The organism is Lysinibacillus sp. NPDC093216, assembly GCF_050280325.1.
Taxonomy (GTDB): Bacteria; Bacillota; Bacilli; order Bacillales_A; family Planococcaceae; genus Lysinibacillus.
The window spans coordinates 12,544-33,254 of sequence record NZ_JBNNVB010000003.1 but is presented as its reverse complement, the minus strand read 5'-3'; the positions used below and the strand labels follow the sequence as shown (position 1 = coordinate 33,254).

Annotated in this window: 18 protein-coding genes; 13 read left to right on the top strand and 5 right to left on the bottom strand. The window is 36.8% G+C overall.

The features are described from left to right. Positions 1–54 precede the first annotated feature (54 nt). Complete coding sequence (locus ACQKOG_RS04835) at positions 55–705, bottom strand: LytTR family DNA-binding domain-containing protein (RefSeq protein WP_132361594.1); 651 nt, start codon at positions 703–705, stop codon at positions 55–57. Positions 706–1,208: 503 nt separating this feature from the next. Between ACQKOG_RS04835 and ACQKOG_RS04830 the strand changes: the two genes are divergently transcribed. The 4 genes from ACQKOG_RS04830 to ACQKOG_RS04815 all read left to right on the top strand — a co-directional run bounded on the left by ACQKOG_RS04830 (position 1,209) and on the right by ACQKOG_RS04815 (position 4,598). Continuing rightward, on the top strand, positions 1,209–2,003 hold the full coding sequence (locus tag ACQKOG_RS04830) for a helix-turn-helix transcriptional regulator (RefSeq protein ID WP_370079971.1): 795 nt from the start codon (positions 1,209–1,211) through the stop codon (positions 2,001–2,003). Between the two features lie 189 nt (positions 2,004–2,192). Continuing rightward, a complete protein-coding gene (gene yidC / locus ACQKOG_RS04825; RefSeq protein WP_370079969.1) occupies positions 2,193–2,951 on the top strand; it encodes a membrane protein insertase YidC in 759 nt (252 codons plus the stop codon). A 58-nt stretch (positions 2,952–3,009) separates the two neighbouring features. Further along, a complete protein-coding gene (locus ACQKOG_RS04820; protein WP_132361600.1) occupies positions 3,010–3,258 on the top strand; it encodes a hypothetical protein in 249 nt (82 codons plus the stop codon). 563 nt (positions 3,259–3,821) lie between these two features. Further along, positions 3,822–4,598, top strand: a complete 777-nt coding sequence (locus ACQKOG_RS04815) for a M15 family metallopeptidase (protein WP_370079967.1) — start codon at positions 3,822–3,824, stop codon at positions 4,596–4,598. A gap of 56 nt (positions 4,599–4,654) precedes the next feature. Here ACQKOG_RS04815 and cls read toward each other — a convergent pair whose 3' ends face one another. The 3 genes from cls to ACQKOG_RS04800 form a co-directional block, all read right to left on the bottom strand. Beyond that, positions 4,655–6,112: a cardiolipin synthase gene (gene cls / locus ACQKOG_RS04810; protein ID WP_402870212.1), complete on the bottom strand. Its 1,458-nt coding sequence runs from the start codon at positions 6,110–6,112 to the stop codon at positions 4,655–4,657. Between the two features lie 187 nt (positions 6,113–6,299). After that, complete coding sequence (locus ACQKOG_RS04805) at positions 6,300–7,091, bottom strand: YwqG family protein (RefSeq protein WP_402870214.1); 792 nt, start codon at positions 7,089–7,091, stop codon at positions 6,300–6,302. Between the two features lie 458 nt (positions 7,092–7,549). Then, a complete protein-coding gene (locus tag ACQKOG_RS04800) occupies positions 7,550–8,710 on the bottom strand; it encodes an MFS transporter (RefSeq protein ID WP_370079961.1) in 1,161 nt (386 codons plus the stop codon). 695 nt (positions 8,711–9,405) lie between these two features. On the opposite strand from ACQKOG_RS04800, the gene ACQKOG_RS04795 reads away from it, so the two are divergent. Next, positions 9,406–9,543 (top strand): Lmo0850 family protein, encoded by a 138-nt coding sequence (locus ACQKOG_RS04795; RefSeq protein ID WP_370079959.1) that lies wholly within the window; start codon positions 9,406–9,408, stop codon positions 9,541–9,543. Between the two features lie 64 nt (positions 9,544–9,607). Here the strand turns inward: ACQKOG_RS04795 and ACQKOG_RS04790 are convergent, their stop codons facing one another. Next, the gene (locus ACQKOG_RS04790; protein ID WP_370079957.1) at positions 9,608–10,795 is read right to left on the bottom strand and encodes an FtsW/RodA/SpoVE family cell cycle protein; all 1,188 of its coding nucleotides are present in this window, start codon (positions 10,793–10,795) and stop codon (positions 9,608–9,610) included. A 384-nt stretch (positions 10,796–11,179) separates the two neighbouring features. Between ACQKOG_RS04790 and ACQKOG_RS04785 the strand changes: the two genes are divergently transcribed. The 8 genes from ACQKOG_RS04785 (at position 11,180) to ACQKOG_RS04750 (ending at position 20,664) form a co-directional block, all read left to right on the top strand. Continuing rightward, positions 11,180–11,935 carry a hypothetical protein gene (locus ACQKOG_RS04785; protein ID WP_370079955.1) on the top strand — a complete coding sequence of 252 codons (756 nt, stop codon included), beginning with the start codon at positions 11,180–11,182 and terminating at the stop codon, positions 11,933–11,935. A gap of 630 nt (positions 11,936–12,565) precedes the next feature. Then, complete coding sequence (locus ACQKOG_RS04780) at positions 12,566–13,645, top strand: D-alanine--D-alanine ligase (RefSeq protein WP_370079953.1); 1,080 nt, start codon at positions 12,566–12,568, stop codon at positions 13,643–13,645. 11 nt (positions 13,646–13,656) lie between these two features. Continuing rightward, positions 13,657–15,024 carry a UDP-N-acetylmuramoyl-tripeptide--D-alanyl-D-alanine ligase gene (locus ACQKOG_RS04775; protein ID WP_402870220.1) on the top strand — a complete coding sequence of 456 codons (1,368 nt, stop codon included), beginning with the start codon at positions 13,657–13,659 and terminating at the stop codon, positions 15,022–15,024. An 85-nt stretch (positions 15,025–15,109) separates the two neighbouring features. Beyond that, a complete protein-coding gene (locus ACQKOG_RS04770; protein ID WP_370079949.1) occupies positions 15,110–15,802 on the top strand; it encodes an alpha/beta hydrolase in 693 nt (230 codons plus the stop codon). Positions 15,803–16,153: 351 nt separating this feature from the next. Further along, positions 16,154–17,713, top strand: a complete 1,560-nt coding sequence (locus ACQKOG_RS04765; protein WP_370079947.1) for a DEAD/DEAH box helicase — start codon at positions 16,154–16,156, stop codon at positions 17,711–17,713. Between the two features lie 323 nt (positions 17,714–18,036). Further along, a complete protein-coding gene (locus ACQKOG_RS04760) occupies positions 18,037–18,516 on the top strand; it encodes a PH domain-containing protein (RefSeq protein ID WP_370079946.1) in 480 nt (159 codons plus the stop codon). Then, on the top strand, positions 18,509–19,975 hold the full coding sequence (locus ACQKOG_RS04755; protein WP_402870224.1) for a PH domain-containing protein: 1,467 nt from the start codon (positions 18,509–18,511) through the stop codon (positions 19,973–19,975). Before ACQKOG_RS04760 ends, ACQKOG_RS04755 begins: the two co-directional genes overlap by 8 nt. A 113-nt stretch (positions 19,976–20,088) precedes the next feature. Continuing rightward, a complete protein-coding gene (locus ACQKOG_RS04750) occupies positions 20,089–20,664 on the top strand; it encodes a GNAT family N-acetyltransferase (RefSeq protein WP_370079942.1) in 576 nt (191 codons plus the stop codon). Positions 20,665–20,711 lie beyond the last annotated feature (47 nt).

Here is a 20,711-nt window from a genome sequence, read left to right as displayed (position 1 = left end):
CAGTAAGAAAAAAGTACAGCGAACAATTAAAATTGCTCGCTGTACTTTACAAAATTAGAAACCTAAAGAACGACGGAAGTAACTTGCATAGCGTTGGCTAACAGGAATACGGGTACCGTCTTTCATGATTAATAAAAACGTTGAATGTGAATCTGGTTGAATTTCATCAATGTAGTCAATGTTAACGATATAAGAGCGGTGACAACGTATAAATGAGTCAGGGGCTAAAAATAGCTCAAGATCACTTAGGTTTAAGCGGTGATATCCTTCACGACTCATTGTTTTAACAAATGTTTTTCGGAGCTGTGTTTCAAGATAAATAACCTGGTCATGCTTGATTGGGTACCAACAATCGTCAATTTTGATTGTAATGTAGTTCGTTAAAAATGCTGACGGCTTTTGTGGGAAGATCGCAGTGATAGCACCCTTAGTTTCACCTTCCTCCATTAAAGGAATACTCATGCCGTAATATGCTACTCCAAATACATCAGGCTCAATGTAAGAGCTAATCTTTTGTCCGTAGTTTAACGCTTTATGAGCTGCAGAACCTTCTTTAATTGGGTCGCCAGGTTTGATTTTTAAATCAACTTTTTTGCTCGGTTGGTAGTACAAGTACTCGTTTGTATCGGAAATTGCAATGGAAGTATTCTCAGGGAAGAATTCCTTAATAATCTCCATAATTTCTTCTATTTGTTTTGGTTCCAATTTTAACACCTCGTCTAAACTTTTAAAAATAGTATTATCATCTATTTTACTACATATTCGTATAAATTATATAGAGAAGATTTCGGAATAAAAAAGAGAAATGTCGATTGATGAAATATAAAGTTGTAAAATCCATTACATAATTTGTAACAAATTTTAAATAATTACTAATTCATTTTGGTATGTATATGGTAAAATCTAAATGTAGGTAAATAAGTTTACGAGGTTTCTACTATGTATATATGATAAATTAGAACTAGTGCAAGAGACAAAATGTGGTTGAAAGGAAATCGCAGAATATGGTAAAATTCACTGTATAGTCTATTTTTTTTTGTAACTAGTGGTTTAGTTGGGTTATTTTTAAGTTATATTCAATTATATAATTGTGAAATATGACTCAATTCATACAATTATTAAGGAAATACTATTTTCTTATATGAAATAGATATGTGTCAAAAAATGTAAAAGCAACTCGTGCAATCTGAAGAAAGATGGGGAAGATTATGCAACTACATCAACATTCTATATCAGAAACGATATCCAAAAGATACTTTCAAGAAATCGATAGTATTAATCAATACATCGGTATAGAAGAATTTTTTAATATTGAGTCGAAATTAATATTTGAAATTTACCATTTAGAATCGGCAAAGGCTAAAAAATCTTTGCATGAATTAATTGATATTCTTTCAATACGTTTTGGCAAACAAGTCATTAAAATTGTTCGAAGTTATTTTTCTGTTTTGTCGTCAATTGTTGCTCGTAAATTGCTAGACAATCAAGTTCCTTCGAAGAAAGCATTTGCTTTTAACATTGCTTGTAATGATATGATCGAAAATCAAATGAAAGACGCAGAATTTTTACAATTTGCTGATGATTTAATCGATTTCTTTGTCTATTTTATTGCAGATCGCAAGCAACCGACTTTCCGTCACCAGACAGTTAATAAAGTAATTATGTATATAAATGATGAATTGGAAAATGACTTAACAGTGGAAAGCATCGCAAATAACTTCCATATTAGTACTAGTCACTTATCGCGTATTTTTAGAGAACATGTTGGTATTACACTAGTTGAATATCTAAATGTTCGTCGAGTAGAAGAGTCACAGTACTATCTTAGACACACTAATAAAAGTATTACTTCTATTTCAGATCAATTCCATTTCTGTAACCAAAGTTATTTTACCCGCATCTTTAAAAAATATACTGGGGTAACGCCCAAACATTTCCGAGATGAACTACATCACGAGTTTTATCGTTTTGAGATGGCGGAATCAGAGTTTCAAAACGTCTAAAGCTAGAAGTATATCTAGTATTATTCACAAAGGGTTATAAATAAGATTAATAAATAGATGCGGACACATTAGCGATGCTAAAGCTCGCATCTTTTTTATGTTATGGAATTAGTAGCACTTGCTATTTGATAAAGATAGGCCAGATAATGTATACTTCATTTTAGTTGATAAATAATAGTAGGTGGAAAAATGAAAAATTTGAAGCTATTTTCAATGCTTGGACTCGCCGTTTTTGTTCTTAGTGGCTGTCAAGCTGTGCAAAACAAAGAAGGTTTTTTCTATAGTATCTTTGTAAAACCAATGGAATTTTTATTAGAATTTTTCGGTAACACTATGTTTTCAGGTAGCTATGGTTTAGCAATCATTGCTATTACAGTTCTTATTCGTTTAGTCTTAATGCCGATTATGTTAAAAAATTACCGTTCGCAGCAAAAGATGAAAATGAAAATGGATGCGTTTAAGCCTGAAATGGAAGCTGTTCAGAAAAAGATGAAGGAAGCAAAGACAAAAGAAGAGCAAACGAAGTATCAACAAGAAATGATGGCATTATATCAAAAACATGGTATCAATCCACTTAACATGGGCTGTTTACCAATGTTAATTCAAATGCCAATTATCATGGGTCTTTATTTCTCCATTTTATATTCTACAGACGTGAAAGCACACGAATTTTTATGGTTTAGCTTAGGTTCACCTGATATCGCTATGACAATTGTCGCGGGTCTTGTATATTTAGTTCAAGCACGTGTATCATTATGGACAGTACCAGAGCAACAAAAAGCACAAATGAAAATGTTTATTTATATTTCACCAATTATGATTGTCTTTATCTCGATGACATCTATGGCAGCCCTACCACTTTACTGGTCAGTCAGCGGTGCGTTGTTGATTATTCAAACATATATCGGTCGAAAATTTTATTCGGAGCATCCGGAAAAAGTAAACTAATAAAATAATTTTTGTCGAGGCGCCTATGTAGCCTCGATTTTTTTAGGAGGACAGCAAGATGAACATAAAGTTGCTATCATCTATTCTCGTCGCGATTTTTAGTATTGCGGCTATCGTATTTATTATCATGGGTAATTTTAATTTTGCAGTATTGGCAATGACTATTATGTTTGCCGTATCGAATGGTTTTAGGGCAAAAAGTTTTAAAGAACAAGGTTATGTAAAAGAGGCAAAATGGATGAAGTACATGGCAATCTTTTTCTCAATTGCTTCTATAGTAGTGCTTATTATTATTCTCACAGACTAACAGATTAATTTTAAAATCATTGGTGAAAATCTACACCCTAAATTGTGAACAGTGCTAAAATGAGACTATACCAATATAGTGGATCATCACCAAAACGTGTGGTTGATTTCCGTTCCGACTGGGCGCTTTGTCGCTGACGCTTCGCTTTCGCGCAGATAAAACATTTGTTGCTGTCACTTCGCTTTCGCACAGATAAAACATTTGTTGCTGTCACTTCGCTTTCGCACAGAGCAAAGCTTCCTGGGGCGTCCGATGAGCCGCTTGGGGCCACAGGATGTTGATCACGAAGGCGTTATCACAGGAAGTGGCTTTTAGCCTTAGTTCCTCTATGTGCTCGCTCCAGGGTCTCATTTGTGACGCTAATCCCCAAGGAGTCGCCCAGTCTCCACTCCAATCAACTTATTCACATAGTAGACGTTTTAACAAAAGTATCCATAACTTTGGGTGATGAACCAATATAGTACAAAATAGTATCGGTACTTACTAGGACTGTTCTTTCTAAATTCTTTGAAAGAGGATCCTTACTATGTAGTACTGGATAACTTTAAAAGGGGTAAAAAATAGTGAAAAAGAAACGTTTACCACTCATCCTTGGTGCTGTAATCTCAGTGGCGCTTATTGTCTCTATTTTCGTAGTGTATAACTATAAAAATAAACAGGTAAGTAATGCATCAGATGAAGAAGAACAACAAACAGCAGAACCAACTAAAAAAGATGCACCTGCAAAAGAAGAGCCGAAAAAAACAACAGATAATCCTGTGAAGCCAGAGCAGAAGACAGATGAAAATGGCTATGTACCAAATCAAACATTACCAACCGAGCCGACATATATTAAGGGGATTTTATTAGCGAATAAAATATATCCGCTACCATCTACCTTTGCGCCTGAAGAAAATCCTGAGGCACGTCAAGCTCTAAACAAAATGTTTGCTGCAGCAAAACAACAAGGTTTTGATTTAGTTGCATTTAGTGGCTATCGATCTTTTGAATATCAAACAACATTATATAATAACTATGCTAAACGTGATGGGCAAGCTGCTGCTGATCGCTATAGTGCTCGACCGGGTTATTCAGAACATCAAACAGGTTTGGCCTTTGATATAGGGGAAAGCGGCAAAGATAGTTTATGGTTAACTGAAGAATTCGGTGAAACACCAGCTGGACAATGGTTATTTACGCATGCTCAAGATTACGGCTTTATTTTACGATTCCCCCAAAATAAAGAAGACATCACAGGTTATATGTATGAGTCATGGCACTATCGTTATGTTGGTGTAGACATAGCAAAAGACATTAAAAAACAAAATATTACGCTAGAAGAATATTTAGGTGTGAAATAAAAAAGGGAAGAGAGTTGTTCATCATTAATGAACTAGCTCTCTTCCTTTTCTACATTCTACAAGATAGGTGTTAATAAACGTGAAACTGATTCTTTAAATTTAATCAGTGTAGAACGATTTTTGTACATTTCCCAAGTTAATTCAGTACAATCAAAAATATCCTTTTCAAACAGCTCAGCAAGCTGATGTGAAATCGTTGAGTCATAGATAAATGCATTAACTTCAAAATTTAAACTGAAACTTCGTACGTCAAGGTTTGCAGTTCCGACTGTAGATGCTTCATCGTCAATAATAATTGCTTTAGCATGAATAAAGCCCTTTTCATAAATATAAACTTTTGCTCCTGCACGCAATAATTGTCCTACGTATGAGTATGTAGCCCAATAAACAAACATATGATCAGGCTTATTCGGAATCATGATCCTTACATCTATACCTGAAAGCGTCGCAATTTTAATAGCTTCTAAAAAACTAACATCGGGTATGAAATATGGCGTTTGGATATATATATATTTTTTCGCCATATTAATAAGCTTTAAATAACCAATTTTAATTTGTTCCCATTCAGAGTCAGGGCCGCTAGACACGATTTGTAAGCCTACATCACCTTTTTTTGGAATAGCAGGGAAGTAACGGTCCGAATAACCCATTTTCTGTTGTGCGCAAGCTTGATTCCAATCAAGTAAAAAGCGTGTTTGTAATGGATGTACCGCACTACCTTCAATACGTAAATGTGTATCTCGCCAATAGCCAAATTTCTTTTGTAGACCAAGGTACTCATCCCCGACATTAAAGCCCCCGATATAACCAATCCGGCCATCAATCACAACAATTTTTCGGTGATTTCTAAAATTTAAACGAGGGTTTATAAGTGGAAAAATAGATGGGAAAAATACTTCGATTTCACCGCCTGCATTAAGCAATTCCTTGAAATGGCGCTTTTTAATGTTGCGTGAGCCCATTTCATCATATAAGATTCTTACCTTAACCCCTTGCTTTGCTTTTTTTATAAGTTTATCAATAATGCGTGTACCTAAGTCATCTAGACGGAAAATATAATATTGAATGTGAATATGATCTTTTGCTACCTCAATATCTTTCAGAAGTTGCTCAAATTTATTTGCACCATCATCAAAAATATCAATGTGGTTGTCCTGCGTTAAAACTGCATTATTTGTTTTAAGATGCATATAAATCATTTCTTTATAATTTTCCGCATTTTCTATACGAAACTCGAATGTGTCGTTTCGGATCGCTTCTGTCTGATAACTAATGAGGTTATCGATACCAATATCCTTGCGTCCTTCCCAACGGAATAAATGCTTTCTCCGTAATTGTCGTCCGAATAGCAAGTATAAAATAAACCCACCTAATGGAATGAAAAATAGTACGAGAATCCATGCCCATGTAGAAGTGGCATCTTTACGCTCTAAAAAAATTATGACCATTGCTGCTAAAATATTGATAAACATAATGAAAGATACTAGAAATCCAAAGTCTGTAAAAATACTCATTCCTACACCTGCCTTTTCTACATTTTTCACAATATATCTAGTATAGCTTACTTTATATGTGGAAAGAAGATACGAAATTTGTTAGTACGCATGGAAAAGGATTACCTCCGAAACTAACGAGGTAATCCAAAATCAATTTCGCCTTTCGTAATTGTTGTAAGCGACCGCTACATTTGTCGAATAAGGATCAATAATGCTCCCATTGAAATAAAATATCAGAAAAATCCCTTTGAAGAAGCTTTTCTCTGTTAATGAAAAACTTCCCAACGCCACTATCTGCCCACATTATACCAATTTCATCATTAGAGTCAATTTGGAGTAGCAATACATCATATCGTTTAAGAAGCTGCGATTCGTGACGGATATCTTCCTCTAAAAAATAGGCATAACCACCGATTTTAGCTCCAGCCCCTAAGAAGTGCTGTAGATAAATTTCTCGTAAATCAACATCTTGTGATGAAGGTATTAAGTTTGGTAAACAATGTATCGCGCGATAATCTAAAGCAGATACAGGTTCTTGGATAGGTTGGAATTGTAATGCTAACTCCTGGTGAATAGGGAACCTGTCATCTGCTGTTTGTACTAAAAACTCCTGTTTAGGGACTGTCGCTTCAAAATTTACAGTAGGATAAAAACGTATTTTATAAAATTGCTGGAAAATATCCTCGTGATAATGATCAACATTCACGAAAATATTAGATGAAATAAAAAATTGTAAAATACCCTGAGATGGGAAATCCTTTAGTGGTGGCATTTCTGCAAAGTTAATTTGAGCTAATAGCCGCATAGGCTCACCTGTAATATCTTTCGGATATGTTTGGGAATAGGGTAAGTAAGGTTCCCCAGCAAATTTACTTTCCGTTAACGTAGTTGATCGTTTATATGGTGTGATAATCATTGCTGAAAGTAGTGTATCTTCAATTTCAAAACGAAACGATTCTAGCTCTTTTGGAAGAAAAAGATTTGTTGTTTTGTTCATGCGGGGCCCTCCGATATTCTGCTTTACATTCTTTCGGCAAATGTCTTTTGTACCGAAAGCGTAGCGTCAGGTACAGAAGTCTCCCACCTCTATAGGTGGTAAATGAATGCAGTTTTAAGTCACTTTTCAACAGGTGTCCAAATCATCCGCTGAAATAGAGGAACTTAGTCTAAGAACGCCACGTCCTGTGGTAACGACTGAGTGACCAACATCTTGCCGCTGCCGCTTCGCTTTTGCACAGATAAAACCCTTTTGTTGTCACTACGCTTTCGCGCAAAATACATTTGTTGGCCCAAAGCCTCCGGTGGATGTCACGGAAATCGGAAAGGAGTTCTTTGCGTAAGCACAAAGCCGATTCCAGACGCAATTATGCTGAGGCATAATTGATGGATCCAATATCCCTTGTTGTGTTCTATAAACTTCGAATTACTATTAAGTTACGGCTTTTTATCAACAAATTATTCAAGTCGTAAAGATTTATTTGATGCTTTAAAAATAAATATTAAACTTATTGAAACGACGGCTATTGCTGCTGAAGTATAATAGCCTAAACTAGATTGCATTGTAAATAGCCAAGTGAAGAATAGTGGACCTAGAATGCGTCCTAGGTTATCCATTGAATAGGAAAGACCTGCAGCAGTCCCGTATTGACCACCAGATTCTTTAGTTGAAAGAGATACGACGCATGTTCTTGCGAGCGCATTTCCTGCTGTGAAAACACAAAGGGCAAAGCCTGCCATAAATAAGTTAGCTGTTAAAGTGAATAAAAGCATACCCATAGCTGTGACAATTTGTGCACCTATTAACCAAGTTGTCTCGCTTCCATTTTTAATACGTCTAACAACACCGCCTTGAATAGCTGCATCTACAAAGCCACTAAACATAAACAAATAACCAATTTGTAACGGTGTAATTTGAATTCGATCAATTTGGAATAACTGGAACGTTGCTTCTACTCCAGCCAGCATAAAAGTCACTAAAAATGAGAACATAAATAAATATCGCACACGGTACTGCAACATTTTGGCCGCACCCTTTGGCACAATGGCACGTTTATTTGTATCTTTTCGTTTTGTAGGTTCTTTTAAAACGAAACTTGCATAAATAAATAATAGTGCAATTAGTGTTGCAGAAGCGATAAATGGTAGTTGCAGGCTATAGTGTCCGAGCATACCGCCAATTGCAGGACCAAAAATAAAACCGAGCCCGATGGACATACCCATGAAACCCATATATTTATTGCGATCCTCCTCACTCGACATATCTCCTACAAAGCCTGTCACAGATGTGTATAGTGCACCTGAGAATAAACCACCCACAACACGTGAGAAGTACAACATTGCTAAATTATCAATAAATAAAGAGAAAATAACAAAACTTAAGCTAAAACCAACTAGGCCTATTAATATAAGTCGCTTACGACCTACCTTATCGGACAGCATACCCCAAAATGGTGCAGTGAAAAAACTTGCAAGCGAGTACACTGTAAGTAGGCCACCTACGTGTAGTTCATCCCAATTTTGCTGAACTACAACCTCGGGTAAGACCGGTATAATAATTCCAAATCCTAGGTAGACGAGGAATTGAACAGACATTAATAATAAAATTGCCTTTTTCATATAGTACCCTGCTTTCATACGATATTTTAGTATGTATATTCTACCTCTCTTGTTATTGTTATTACAAGAAAGCGGAAGTCAAAACAATTTATGTTTAATGGCTCATTACTAAAAGTAGGGGATGACATTTGCTAAAACGTTAATGCTTGGAGACTTCCCGGGGACAATGCAGTAGAGAAAAGAGGTTAAAACAATGTATAAAAAACTGCAGACTGTTAACAATGAATTATATTGATACTAAAAATTTAATAACGAGTTTAAAGTAACTAAATGGACTCACTCCATTTTTAATTTTTTGTATCGATTGTCGCATAGTGTATTAATTTATCTCTGGGGTATACTACTAGAGGGTATGTCAGTATTTTAATTTTTTATGTTTAACTTTTGCTGTTTAATGGTAAATAAGTTTATAGGAATGACATTTATTAACACGTTATAGTTGATTGGAGTGGAGACTGGAGCGTCAGCACAAAGCGCCCAGCCGGAACGGAAATCAACTTCACGCTTTGATGATGAGATGGTAAATAGTATGTTAAGGAAAAATTTACATTGTAACAAAAATGAAAAATTTTAAAGCGAAGTTAAATGGTATGATAGAAAGAGATTAACTCGTCAGACATCATACGCTTGCAAAAACGAAACTTTTTTGGAAATAAAACGTTATATAAATTCGAGGAAAGATTGAGGTGGAATGTATGAAAAAAGAAGTAGATTTGAAAAAGATTGTTTCGAATTTATCTAAGTTGGGTGTAAAAGCCACTGTAACAAAGTCTCGACTTGAACTTTTAAAAGTGCTCACACCACCAACGCAAACACCGCAAGTTCAAGCTTAACTCGTTTTACAAATAAGAATGGGTAGTCTCTGTAATTGAGACTACCCATTTTTTATGTCCATAATTAATCATCATCATCATGAGTGGTAAACATGTAAGTACGGTAGTGGAAACGCATACTGAAAACAAGACCGAGGGCTAGAGCGTTCCCCATCAATGAACTTCCTCCATAACTGATAAACGGTAGGGGAATACCGGTAATAGGTAATAACTGAATAGTCATACCGATATTTTCAAATACGTGGAATGTAATCATTGCAATAATACCAGCACATACATATGTTGAGTATGGATCTTTCAATAATAGTGTAGTTTTTGTTAAATGATAGATTAATAAAAAGAAAATACAAATAACGATACTAGCACCAATAAAACCCCATTCTTCTCCGATAACTGTAAAAATAAAATCGGTATGATTTTCGGCAACGTAAACTTCACGACTACGGAAACCTTTACCGAAAATTTCACCTGAACCAATGGCGTTTAGGGAAGTAATTAAATGGTATCCATCACTAGAAGAATATGAATATGGATCTAACCAAGAATAGATTCGAGCAAATTGATATGGTTTAAAGCCGAATGTTTTCTCTAAAAAACCCTGCATATAGAGTGCCATCCATACAAGAGAACCACCTACTATAGCGCCACCTAGAAAAGTTGGTAAAATAATTTTCCACGATATACCTGCTACAATGACAACGGCAGCTGTAATGGCAAAGAATACCAATGCTGAACCGAGGTCAGGTTGCTGCATAATAAGAGCTAAAGGTAGTAACAGTGTAACACCGATTTTACCTAACAATATAAAGTCTGTTTTTAATGATCTAAAAGAATAGACTTCGTTGTGCTTACTAATAAGTCGAGCAAGTGCTAAAATGTAAAAGGTTTTCATAAACTCAGAAGGTTGAATATTTCCAAGAGGTGTATGATACCAGCTTTTTGCACCATTAATTTTTGCACCGATTTGTCCTGTTCCTTCTGGCATGAAGATAAGTAGTACTAATAATACGATGCCTGCCCCGTACATATACCAAGACATTTTTTTATATTGGTCAGGTTCAAAAAACATAACTATTCCAATAATTACTGAGCAAATGACGTACCATCGCAATTGTAAAGGAACATAGTTAACACCATACTGACCTGATGTTTGAGCCGACGCAATGGCTAACAAACTTATGACTAGGAAGGTTAAAAGTATAAAAGCGAGCGTCCAGTCAAAACGATTCGCGAAATTTCGTTTATTTTCCATACAAGCCACCTATATTAAAATAGTATCTCTTAATGAGTAAATTTGATTTAAATTAATTCCAATTCAATATACTACCAAATATATTTAAAAAGTGCATCCTCAAGAGGCAAATATCAAACCGAAGTGAGCGTGTGAACAAGGGGGCTCAATACTTGCTTTTGATTTAGAATCCTCTCAGATATTTGTAAGAAATGAATAGAATTATATTCTTTCTAAATGTGCTCATTCCGAGTAGTTAAAAAACATATATGCAATAGCATCTTTAACATTCATATTATAACGTAAAAAACACTTTTACGCCTGTGAATATTGTTATGACGATTATTAGCATTAAATGTTTCAAAAATTCCTGTTTAGTTTTATAATGTAGTGAAGAATGGGGTGATGGTTGTGGGTAAAAAATTGAAGTCAGCTGAAGATTTTATGTTTCATATTTATGTTCATATGAATGAGGTCGATAAATTTGTTGTTTTTAGCGGGCTTAAATTCTCGCAATTTGTGGCTGCACTTGAACCACTTCATCACTTACTGTTATTGAAACATTCCTATGAAGATGGTTCCTTTAATATGCATACACAGTTGGATTATATACCAGAAGAGGAAGTACCTCAGTTTGTAAAAAAATCTACCGAATCCAAAGAATTGTGTTGGATAGACTTTATGGATGAGAAGAGGCTAGACCAACTAACACCGATGGAACAAGGGGAATTACTTTACATAAGTCATAAAAAGGAACCGATTACTTCGCCATTTTTTAATAAATTACAAAATCGATTTGTCTACTATTCTTCAGATTTAGAGAAAATGACTAAAATTTATTTTCGCCATTTAAGCGATTCAGATTTACTCATAGCTAATGTTTTGAACAGTTTGATTCGTGAAAAGGAACGTAGCACTGGTTTTTGGCGAAGGAAGGCGAAATCGAGTATTCCTGCTATTTCACCGGAATTTTTGCGTGCCTATCGTTCATTTGCTAAAGATGGGGCACTGTTATCATTGTATCGAATTGAAAAGCCTAAAGTAGCTTACGGTCTCGAAATTCGCAATCTGTCAGAGTATTCCTTCCCTGATGAGGTGTGGGATGATTTAAAAAATACAATTTTGAAAAATGAGCACGATGAATTGATTTATATTATTTAACTTCTTTCAGCGGGTATCCAAACACCCGCTGAAATAGAGGAACTCAGTCTAAGAACGCCACATCCTGTGGCAACGACTGAGTGACCAACATCGGTGCTGCTGACGCTACGTTAGCACTACGCTTTCGCGCAAAAAACATCTGTTGGCCTAAAGCCTCCGGCGGATGTCACGGAATCAGAAGGGAGTTCAATAAAGGATGTTAGCCTAAAATCATCGCATCCATGCGATAACGGCTAACTGACCTGCATCGGTAAAAACGCCACGTCCTGTGGCATTACCGAAATGACCGACATCGTGTCGGCCCTCGTGCAGGCCTAAGCACGAAGCTGATTCCTGACGCAATTATGCCTAGGCATAATTGATCTATTCATTTGTACGTAGAATGAATATACACTAAATCTCACCGTCAAAATTACGGTGAGATTTTTATCGTCATTCAGTAATTGTTTTAATGTTTGTAACGAAAGTAAAGAGTTAGCTACAAATGCTTTATGTAGCGAAAGCAAAGCGACAGCTACAAATGTTTTATGCAGCGACAGCTACAATTACGGCAAGTCGAAATTGATGTCATTTGTCAAGACGTTTCATGATAAACTAATAGTACTCAAGAAGTATGCGGAGGGCACAAAAATGAAAAAAAGAATCGGTTTATTATACGGTGGAAAGTCAGCGGAGCATGAGGTGTCATTATCGACAGCACGTGCAGTCACTGGAGCTTTGAATTTCGAGGAGTATGAAGTATATCCGATTTTCATTACCCTTGAAGGAGAATGGCGCCGCGGTGAGCGTCTAAAAAAACCTGCAAGTACAATTGAAGAATTACAATTTGGTGATGATAACACTATATTAGAAAATAATATTACAAATTTTTTAATGGATAAAGATGGTAAAACTGTACAATTCGATGTAATTTTCCCATTACTTCACGGTACTAATGGTGAAGATGGAACTGTTCAAGGTTTACTTGAGGTTCTAAATTTGCCGTATGTAGGAAACGGTGTGTTAGCATCAGCGACAGGCATGGATAAAGTAATCATGAAGCAATTATTTGAAATTGCCGGCTTACCACAAGTACCGTATACGTACTTCATTCGTAGCGAATGGGCTAATGAACAGGAGGCTATCCTTGCTCGTTGTGAAGAAAAGTTGGCTTGGCCGATGTTTGTGAAACCTGCAAACTTGGGATCAAGTGTCGGAATTAACAGGGCAACAAACCGCGATGAATTAGTGAAGGCTATCGAAATAGCTTTACAGTATGATCGTAAAATTGTAATTGAGCAAGGTATTGTTGCTCGTGAAATTGAACTAGCTGTGCTAGGAAATGACTTCCCGGAAGTTTCTGTACCTGGTGAAATCAAACCAGTAACTGAATTTTATGATTATGATTCTAAATATAAAGATGGCTCGACAGCCCTTATTATTCCAGCAGAGGTTCCTAAAGATACTGTATCAAGCTTACAGGAGCTTGCAAAGCGTGCGTTCAAAGCTATTGATGGAAGCGGTTTAGTTCGTGCGGACTTTTTTGTGACAGCCGATAACAGCATTTATATTAACGAAGTGAATACAATGCCAGGTTTTACACCTGTTAGCATGTATCCTCTTCTATGGCAACATACAAATGTAAGCTACCCAGAGCTGATTAATCGTCTGATTACACTAGCAATTGAGCGTTTTGAAGAAAAACAACAGCTTCACTATAAAAAAGACTGAGTGGGATTATTGTGAAAAAAACATTAAAGCAGTTAGCTACATGGTTAAATGAGGATGTACCAGCTTTTGGTGACTCGGTAGTATCAGGAATTTCCATTGATACACGTACAATTCAACAAGGGGACCTGTTTGTACCATTTCGTGGTGAGACGGCCAATGGTCATAAATTCGTTCAGCAGGCTATTGAAAAAGGAGCAGGTGCTTCTCTTTGGCAGAAAGATGAACCGAATCCACCTCAAGGTGTACCATTACTCTTTGTAGATGATCCAGAAGTGGCGCTTCAGCAAATGGCTCGTGCCTATCGTAGTGAGCATAAAGCGAAATTTATTGGCATTACTGGTTCAAACGGTAAAACATCAACAAAAGATATTTTAGCGGGAACGCTAACACCATTTTTTAAAGTACAAAAGACCATTGGGAATTTTAATAATGAACTAGGTTTACCTATTACGGTTTTACAGCTAGATGAAGATACGGACGTTGCTGTGCTTGAAATGGGTATGAGTGGTTTTGGTGAAATAGAATTTTTAACGAAACTTGCTCGTCCACATATGACGGTGATTACAAACATTGGCGAGGCTCATATGCAAGATTTAGGCTCACGTGCCGGAATCGCTAAAGCAAAGTTTGAAATAATTCAAGGAATGCAACCGGATGGCGTGCTATTTTATGATGGAGATGAACTGCTGCTTCAGGAGCTAGTTGCAAAAGAGCAGCAGTTAAATGCAGTGGCATTTGGCTTAGAGCATGACAATCTATTGTATGCAGACAATATTGAAGCAACTTCTGATGGTAGTGGCTTCTCTACACATGGTGTGATTGAAGGAGATTTCTTTATTTCCGTTCTCGGGAAGCACCAGGTGAAAAATACATTAGTCGCTATGTTAATTTCTCAAAAGTTAGGTTTAAACGATGACCAAATTCGTGCATCCTTAAAACAAGTAGCTCTAACGGATATGCGCATGCAACAAGTGAATGGATCAAACGGGGCATTGTTTATTAATGATGCATACAATGCTGCACCAACCTCTATGAAGGCGGCTATTCAATTTGTAGCATCGACAACGATCCGCCCAGAAAAATGGCTTGTGTTAGGTGATATGCTTGAACTTGGCCCAAATGAAAAACATTTCCATGAAGATTTATCGAAGGATATTCATGCAGAAGAAATTGCTTATGTATGTTTATTTGGCCCAAGAATGGCTTATTTAAATGAAGTCTTAAAAGAGCGTTTTGATGAGGAACATTTGCTATATGTTGAGGATGATTATACGCCAATTATCGAAAAACTACAGCAAGCTAACGAGGAGGCTATCGTTTTACTAAAAGGCTCTCGCGGTATGAAATTAGAAACAATCTTACGTGCATTCACGTCATAAAATGAAACAAGGAATCGGTGGGATACTCTTTCACCGATTCTTTAAATTCTTGATTTAAATGAGTTACAATTTAGAGGTGAAAAAAATGTCAGTAGGTGTGTTATGTATACATGGATTTTCAGGCGGGCCTTATGAAGTAGAACCTTTTACTACCTATTTACGTACGCATATAAATTGGCTGATTGAAGAACCTACTTTGTCAGGACATGGGGAGGAATTGCAAATGCGTGGTTTCACTGCCAAGCATTGGCTAATGGATGCCGAGCTCGCTTTTCGTGCTCTTGCTAAAAAAGTAGACGAAGTAATAGTAGTTGGGTTTTCAATGGGTGGCATTATAGCGCTCTATTTAGCTAAACGTTATAAAGTGAAAAAGCTTGTATTACTAAGCGCAGCTGCCAAGTATGTGAGTCCGAAGCAACTAGTCAAAGATTTTAAAATGCTTGCCACTGAGGCGTATCATCGTAATCTGTCTAGTAATGAATTGTTTTTACGGTACCGGCATAAATTTAATCATGTGCCACTATCGTCAACGATAGAATTCATGAAGCTTGTTCGAATGGTGGAGCCGTATTATAAAGATATTAAAATTCCGGTGTATATTGTACAAGGGAAATTAGACGGAATAGTACCATATCACACGGCTCAATTTTTATATGATCAAGTAACCTCAAACGATAAAACTTTGTATTTTTCTGATAAAGGGAAGCATCATATATGTTATGATGAAGATTGTTCTGAATGGTTTTCTTACGTTTTGTCGTTTTTAATGAGTGCGTAAAGTAGTCAGATTATTACGACTCATGCGTTATCGTTGCATACGTTTTAATCCCATGTTAGACTAGTGTAAGCAATGGATACATTTTGTGCGAAGACTCTTCATATTTGATTGAAGAGTACTTTTTTTTGAACACAACGGTTTTATTCTAAAGTGAATAATTACGACAGAATCAAACCGCTCGGTAAAGACCGGGCTTTCCTTTTCATATAAGAGAGCTCTATGTGACCATCATATAGAGAAAAATTTTAAGTAACGGAAACGTTCCAAAACACAGGCTCGAATTTGCCGACAACTTCATCTGAAAATGTAACCATTTGTCAACTTAAAAGCAGAAAAAGGAGATTGAGAAGTTTGACAAATTTTTCAGAATTAAATATTAGCGAATCTACATTACGCTCAGTAAAGCGTATGGGATTTGAAGAAGCAACACCAATCCAAGAAGGTACTATTCGTTTTGCAATTGAAGGCCGTGATGTATTAGGTCAAGCGCAAACAGGTACAGGTAAAACTGCCGCTTTCGGGATTCCACTTATCGAAAAAATTGACCCGAAAAACCCTAATATCCAAGCATTAGTAATTGCTCCAACTCGTGAATTAGCGATTCAAGTTTCAGAAGAGCTATATAAAATTGGTTATGATAAACGTGTAAAATTGTTATCAGTTTACGGTGGTCAAGAAATCGGCCGTCAAATCCGTGCACTGAAAAATAAACCTCAAATTATCGTAGGTACACCTGGTCGTATTATTGACCATATTAATCGTCGTACTTTAAAACTAGAAGATGTTCAAACATTGGTACTTGATGAAGCTGATGAAATGTTAAATATGGGCTTTATCGATGATATTAATTCAATCTTAGAAAATGTGCCTTCTGAACGTCAAACATTATTGTTCTCAGCAACAATGCCACCAGCAATCCGTAAAATTGCTGAAACATTTATGCGTGATCCAGAAATCGTAAAAATTAAAGCGAAAGAACTAACAGTTGATAACATCGATCAATATTTTGTGAAGTCTGCTGAGCGTGAAAAATTCGACATTTTATCTCGTTTATTAAACGTTCACCAACCAGAACTTGCGATCATCTTTGGACGTACAAAACGTCGCGTGGATGAGCTTGCACAAGCATTATCAATCCGTGGTTATCTTGCTGAAGGAATCCATGGTGACTTAAGCCAAGCAAAACGTATTTCTGTGTTACGTCAATTTAAAGAAAATAAAATTGATATTCTTGTGGCAACAGATGTAGCTGCTCGTGGTCTTGATATTTCTGGTGTAACACATGTTTATAACTTCGATATTCCTCAAGATCCGGAGTCTTATGTTCACCGTATTGGTCGTACAGGTCGTGCAGGTAAATCAGGTCTTGCAGTAACATTTGTAACACCACGCGAAATGGGTTACCTACGTATTGTAGAAGAGACAACGAAAAAACGTATGACACCACTTCGTCCACCAACAACTGACGAAGCTTTAGTTGGTCAACAACGCCTAGCTTTGGAAACACTAGAAGGTCTTATTGCGAACAACAACTTAGGTGATTATCGTACACTTGCGACAGAATTACTTGAAAACCATGATGCAATCGATGTTGTAGCTGCTGCACTTCGTTCATTAACAAAAGAGCCAGATGACTCGCCAGTAACAATTACTGAAGAACGACCATTACCAATGCGTCGTGAGCGTTCTAACAACCGTGGCGGTGGAGATCGTGGACGTGGCGGTAACCGTAGCTTTAACGGACGTCGAGAAGGCGGACGTGGCGGAGATCGTCGTGGAGGAAGTGGCGGAGATCGTCGTGGAGGAAGCGGCGGAGATCGTCGTGGAGGAAGCGGTGGAACTCGTCGAGAAGGCGGACGCCGTGAAGGTGGACAAGGTCGTTCACGCGCACCACGTCGTCACGAAGACTAATTTTATCTTCATGGAAATGATTAAACCTTACAGTCAAAATGGCTGTAAGGTTTTTTTTAACTTTTTTCAGCAGGTGTCCAAGCACCCGCTGAAATAGAGGAAATCGGTCTAAGAACACCACGTCCAGTGGCAATTCATCTGTGCGAAAGCGAAGCGACAGCTACAAATGTTTTCTGCGCGAAAGCGAAGCGTCAGCGGCAAATGTTTTCTGTAGCGAAAGCGAAGCGTCAGCGGCAATTACGCCAAGGCGAAAATTGATATAATTTTGAAACAAAATGATTACTGATTACGTATACGTAGTTAAAGAAAGAGAGGGAACGACTTTGAGAACAGAACCAATGCATATGATTTCTAAGAAAGGGTTAACAGTGTGGCGTTTATATGGTGTATTGCAAACATTATTACTTTTGATTGTAGCGGCGTTTGCATGCTACGGCACATATTATTATGAATGGCCATCATATATTTATTTCATTGCCGTTGCTGTAGTCATACTTAGTGCTGTCCTATCCACTTATTTATTTCCAAAGATAAGATGGGAACGCTGGCGCTATGAGGTGCGTGACAATGAAATCGAGGTGCAACATGGTTTATTCGTTGTTAAACGTACACTTATTCCAATGGTGCGTGTACAGCATGTTGATACGACGCAAGGACCGATATTAAAAAAATATGGTTTAGGTAATATTTCAATATCTACAGCAGCAACTGTACATACAATTCCTGCACTTGTAATGGACGAGGCTGATAGGCTTCGTGCACGTATTTCGGAATTAGCAAGGGTGGCGGAAGATGATGTCTAAGGAAATTAATCGTTTACACCCGATATCGGCTGTTATCGCGAGTGCAAAAGCATTAAAAAGTATGATTTTTCCGTTAGTTGTTATTATCATAACTAATGGTTTTCACTTCTCCTTTAATTTCCATAGTGATAATTTTTGGCGGACGATTTTCTTATTCGGTATATGGGGAGTAGGGGCCTTACTTGCGCTTGTTAGTGGCATTGTTAAGTGGCGTACCTTTGTATATTGGTTTGAAGATGGAGAATTGCGTGTAAAGTATGGTTTATTCGTTAAAAAGAAACGTTATATCCCATTTGAACGTATTCAGAGCTTAAATTATAATGAGGGTATTTTTCATCGATTATTTGGCTTAGTAAAAGTTCAGGTTGAAACTGCGGGGAGTAAGGATAGAAAGCCTGAGGTAGAGTTAACGGCTATACGTAAGGTAGAGGCAGATGTCATAGAGCTAGAAATGCGTCGTGCAAAGAACCAAATAAATGAACAGATGAATGATGAACAGTCGCTAATAGAGGAAGTACCAGTTCCAACTATTTATCATATGTCGATACGTGATTTGCTTATATTGGCCATAACTTCAGGTGGAATTGGGTTTGTTCTGTCCGGGGTAGCAGCATTTATCCCTCAGATTTCAGAAATAATCCCATATGAGGAAATTTTTAACGAGCTAGCTGACTTTGCGAAAATTGGTGCATTTTTAGTTGTACTAACAGTGATATTCAGCCTAATTCTGGCATGGTTTGTGTCATTTGTTATTACACTGTTCAATTATTACCAATATACAGTCCGAATTGAAGATGAAAAGCTTATTATTACAAAAGGGCTAATTGAGAAAAAACGAATTACTTTACCGTTAAATAGAATTCAGGCGATTCGTATTGTAGAGAATCCAGTGCGCCAATTATTTGGCTTCGCCACAGTTGTCGTTGAGAGTGCTGGAGGAAATGGTGGAGAAGGAAATGATAAGAAAATTACTCTGTTCCCACTTATTCAGAAGCAGGATTGTTTGGGAACGCTAGAGCAACTTTTTCCAGATATAAATTGGCGTCCAGAATTTATTTATTCACCAGAACGAGCTCGTCCATTTTTTTACCGAATTGATTTTGTTTGGCTCATACCTATAATTGGTGCATGTAGTTACTTCTTATATCCGTATGGGTTGCTTTCGTTATTATTAATTCCATTAACAATAGTAATGGGTGTTTGGCAACATAAATCAGCTGGTTATATGATCGATGGAAAGCAACTAACTATGCAATATCGTGTGTTCAGTCGTACTACATTCTTTATGGAGAAAAAACGCATACAATCTATTGGGACTACTCAAACCTATTTTCAAAAAAGAAAGAAGGTTATGTCTGTAAAAGCAACGGTCATGTCAGGTATGACCGGTATGGCAGGGAATGTACGAAACTTAGAGCAGCAAGATGCTGAAACAATATTATCTTGGTATGAACATTGAAAGCAAGAGTTTGGCTAATCTTTACAATTAATAGGAGGATTAGCCTTTTTTATCTATAAATATGCAAATATACTGTTTATAATAGAATAAATCAAACAAAAGGGGTGGTAATTTTGTTTAAGTATGATATTAATAAGAACACGTATTTAAAATTATTGGATTTAAGTGACGTAGATGAATTATTCGCGTTGACGGATCGTTCGAGAGATACGTTGCGTGAATGGTTACCTTTTGTAGATGATGTGAAAACAGTAGAGGATACAGAGCGATTTGTAAGAGGTGCGATGCAACAATACGCAGATAATAATGGCCTACAAGCGGGGATCTATTATGAGGGGAAGCTTGCTGGAGTGATTGGCTATCATCAAGTGAATTGGCAACATAAATGGACAAGTATTGGATATTGGTTGGGGGACGAATTTGTTGGTAAGGGCTTAGTCACAAATTCTATGAAAGCATTTATTGATTATGCCTTTAGCTATTTAAAATTAAATCGCATTGAAGTGCGAGTAGCGGTAGGGAATATTCGAAGTCGTACAATTCCAAAAGTGTTAGGGTTTCATGAAGAGGGACGTTTAAGAGATGCTGAGTGGCTTTATGATCATCATGTAGACCAAGTTGTCTATGGCTTAACAGCAGTTGAATGGAAAAAAATAAAGGCAGCGAAAGAGGATACGGTCGCACTTTGAAATTGACGAATTGTATATCACTCTAGTATAAAAATAAGAGGAGCAAT

Excerpts from the sequence above, each read along its gene's own strand:
- ACQKOG_RS04830 (WP_370079971.1), top strand. The coding sequence starts at position 1,209 with ATGCAACTACATCAACATTCTATATCAGAAACGATATCCAAAAGATAC.
- yidC (WP_370079969.1), top strand. The coding sequence starts at position 2,193 with ATGAAAAATTTGAAGCTATTTTCAATGCTTGGACTCGCCGTTTTTGTT.
- ACQKOG_RS04820 (WP_132361600.1), top strand. The coding sequence starts at position 3,010 with ATGAACATAAAGTTGCTATCATCTATTCTCGTCGCGATTTTTAGTATT.
- cls (WP_402870212.1), bottom strand. The coding sequence starts at position 6,112 with ATGAGTATTTTTACAGACTTTGGATTTCTAGTATCTTTCATTATGTTT.
- ACQKOG_RS04805 (WP_402870214.1), bottom strand. The coding sequence starts at position 7,091 with ATGAACAAAACAACAAATCTTTTTCTTCCAAAAGAGCTAGAATCGTTT.
- ACQKOG_RS04800 (WP_370079961.1), bottom strand. The coding sequence starts at position 8,710 with ATGAAAAAGGCAATTTTATTATTAATGTCTGTTCAATTCCTCGTCTAC.
- ACQKOG_RS04795 (WP_370079959.1), top strand. The coding sequence starts at position 9,406 with ATGAAAAAAGAAGTAGATTTGAAAAAGATTGTTTCGAATTTATCTAAG.
- ACQKOG_RS04790 (WP_370079957.1), bottom strand. The coding sequence starts at position 10,795 with ATGGAAAATAAACGAAATTTCGCGAATCGTTTTGACTGGACGCTCGCT.
- ACQKOG_RS04785 (WP_370079955.1), top strand. The coding sequence starts at position 11,180 with ATGGTTGTGGGTAAAAAATTGAAGTCAGCTGAAGATTTTATGTTTCAT.
- ACQKOG_RS04780 (WP_370079953.1), top strand. The coding sequence starts at position 12,566 with ATGAAAAAAAGAATCGGTTTATTATACGGTGGAAAGTCAGCGGAGCAT.
- ACQKOG_RS04770 (WP_370079949.1), top strand. The coding sequence starts at position 15,110 with ATGTCAGTAGGTGTGTTATGTATACATGGATTTTCAGGCGGGCCTTAT.
- ACQKOG_RS04755 (WP_402870224.1), top strand. The coding sequence starts at position 18,509 with ATGTCTAAGGAAATTAATCGTTTACACCCGATATCGGCTGTTATCGCG.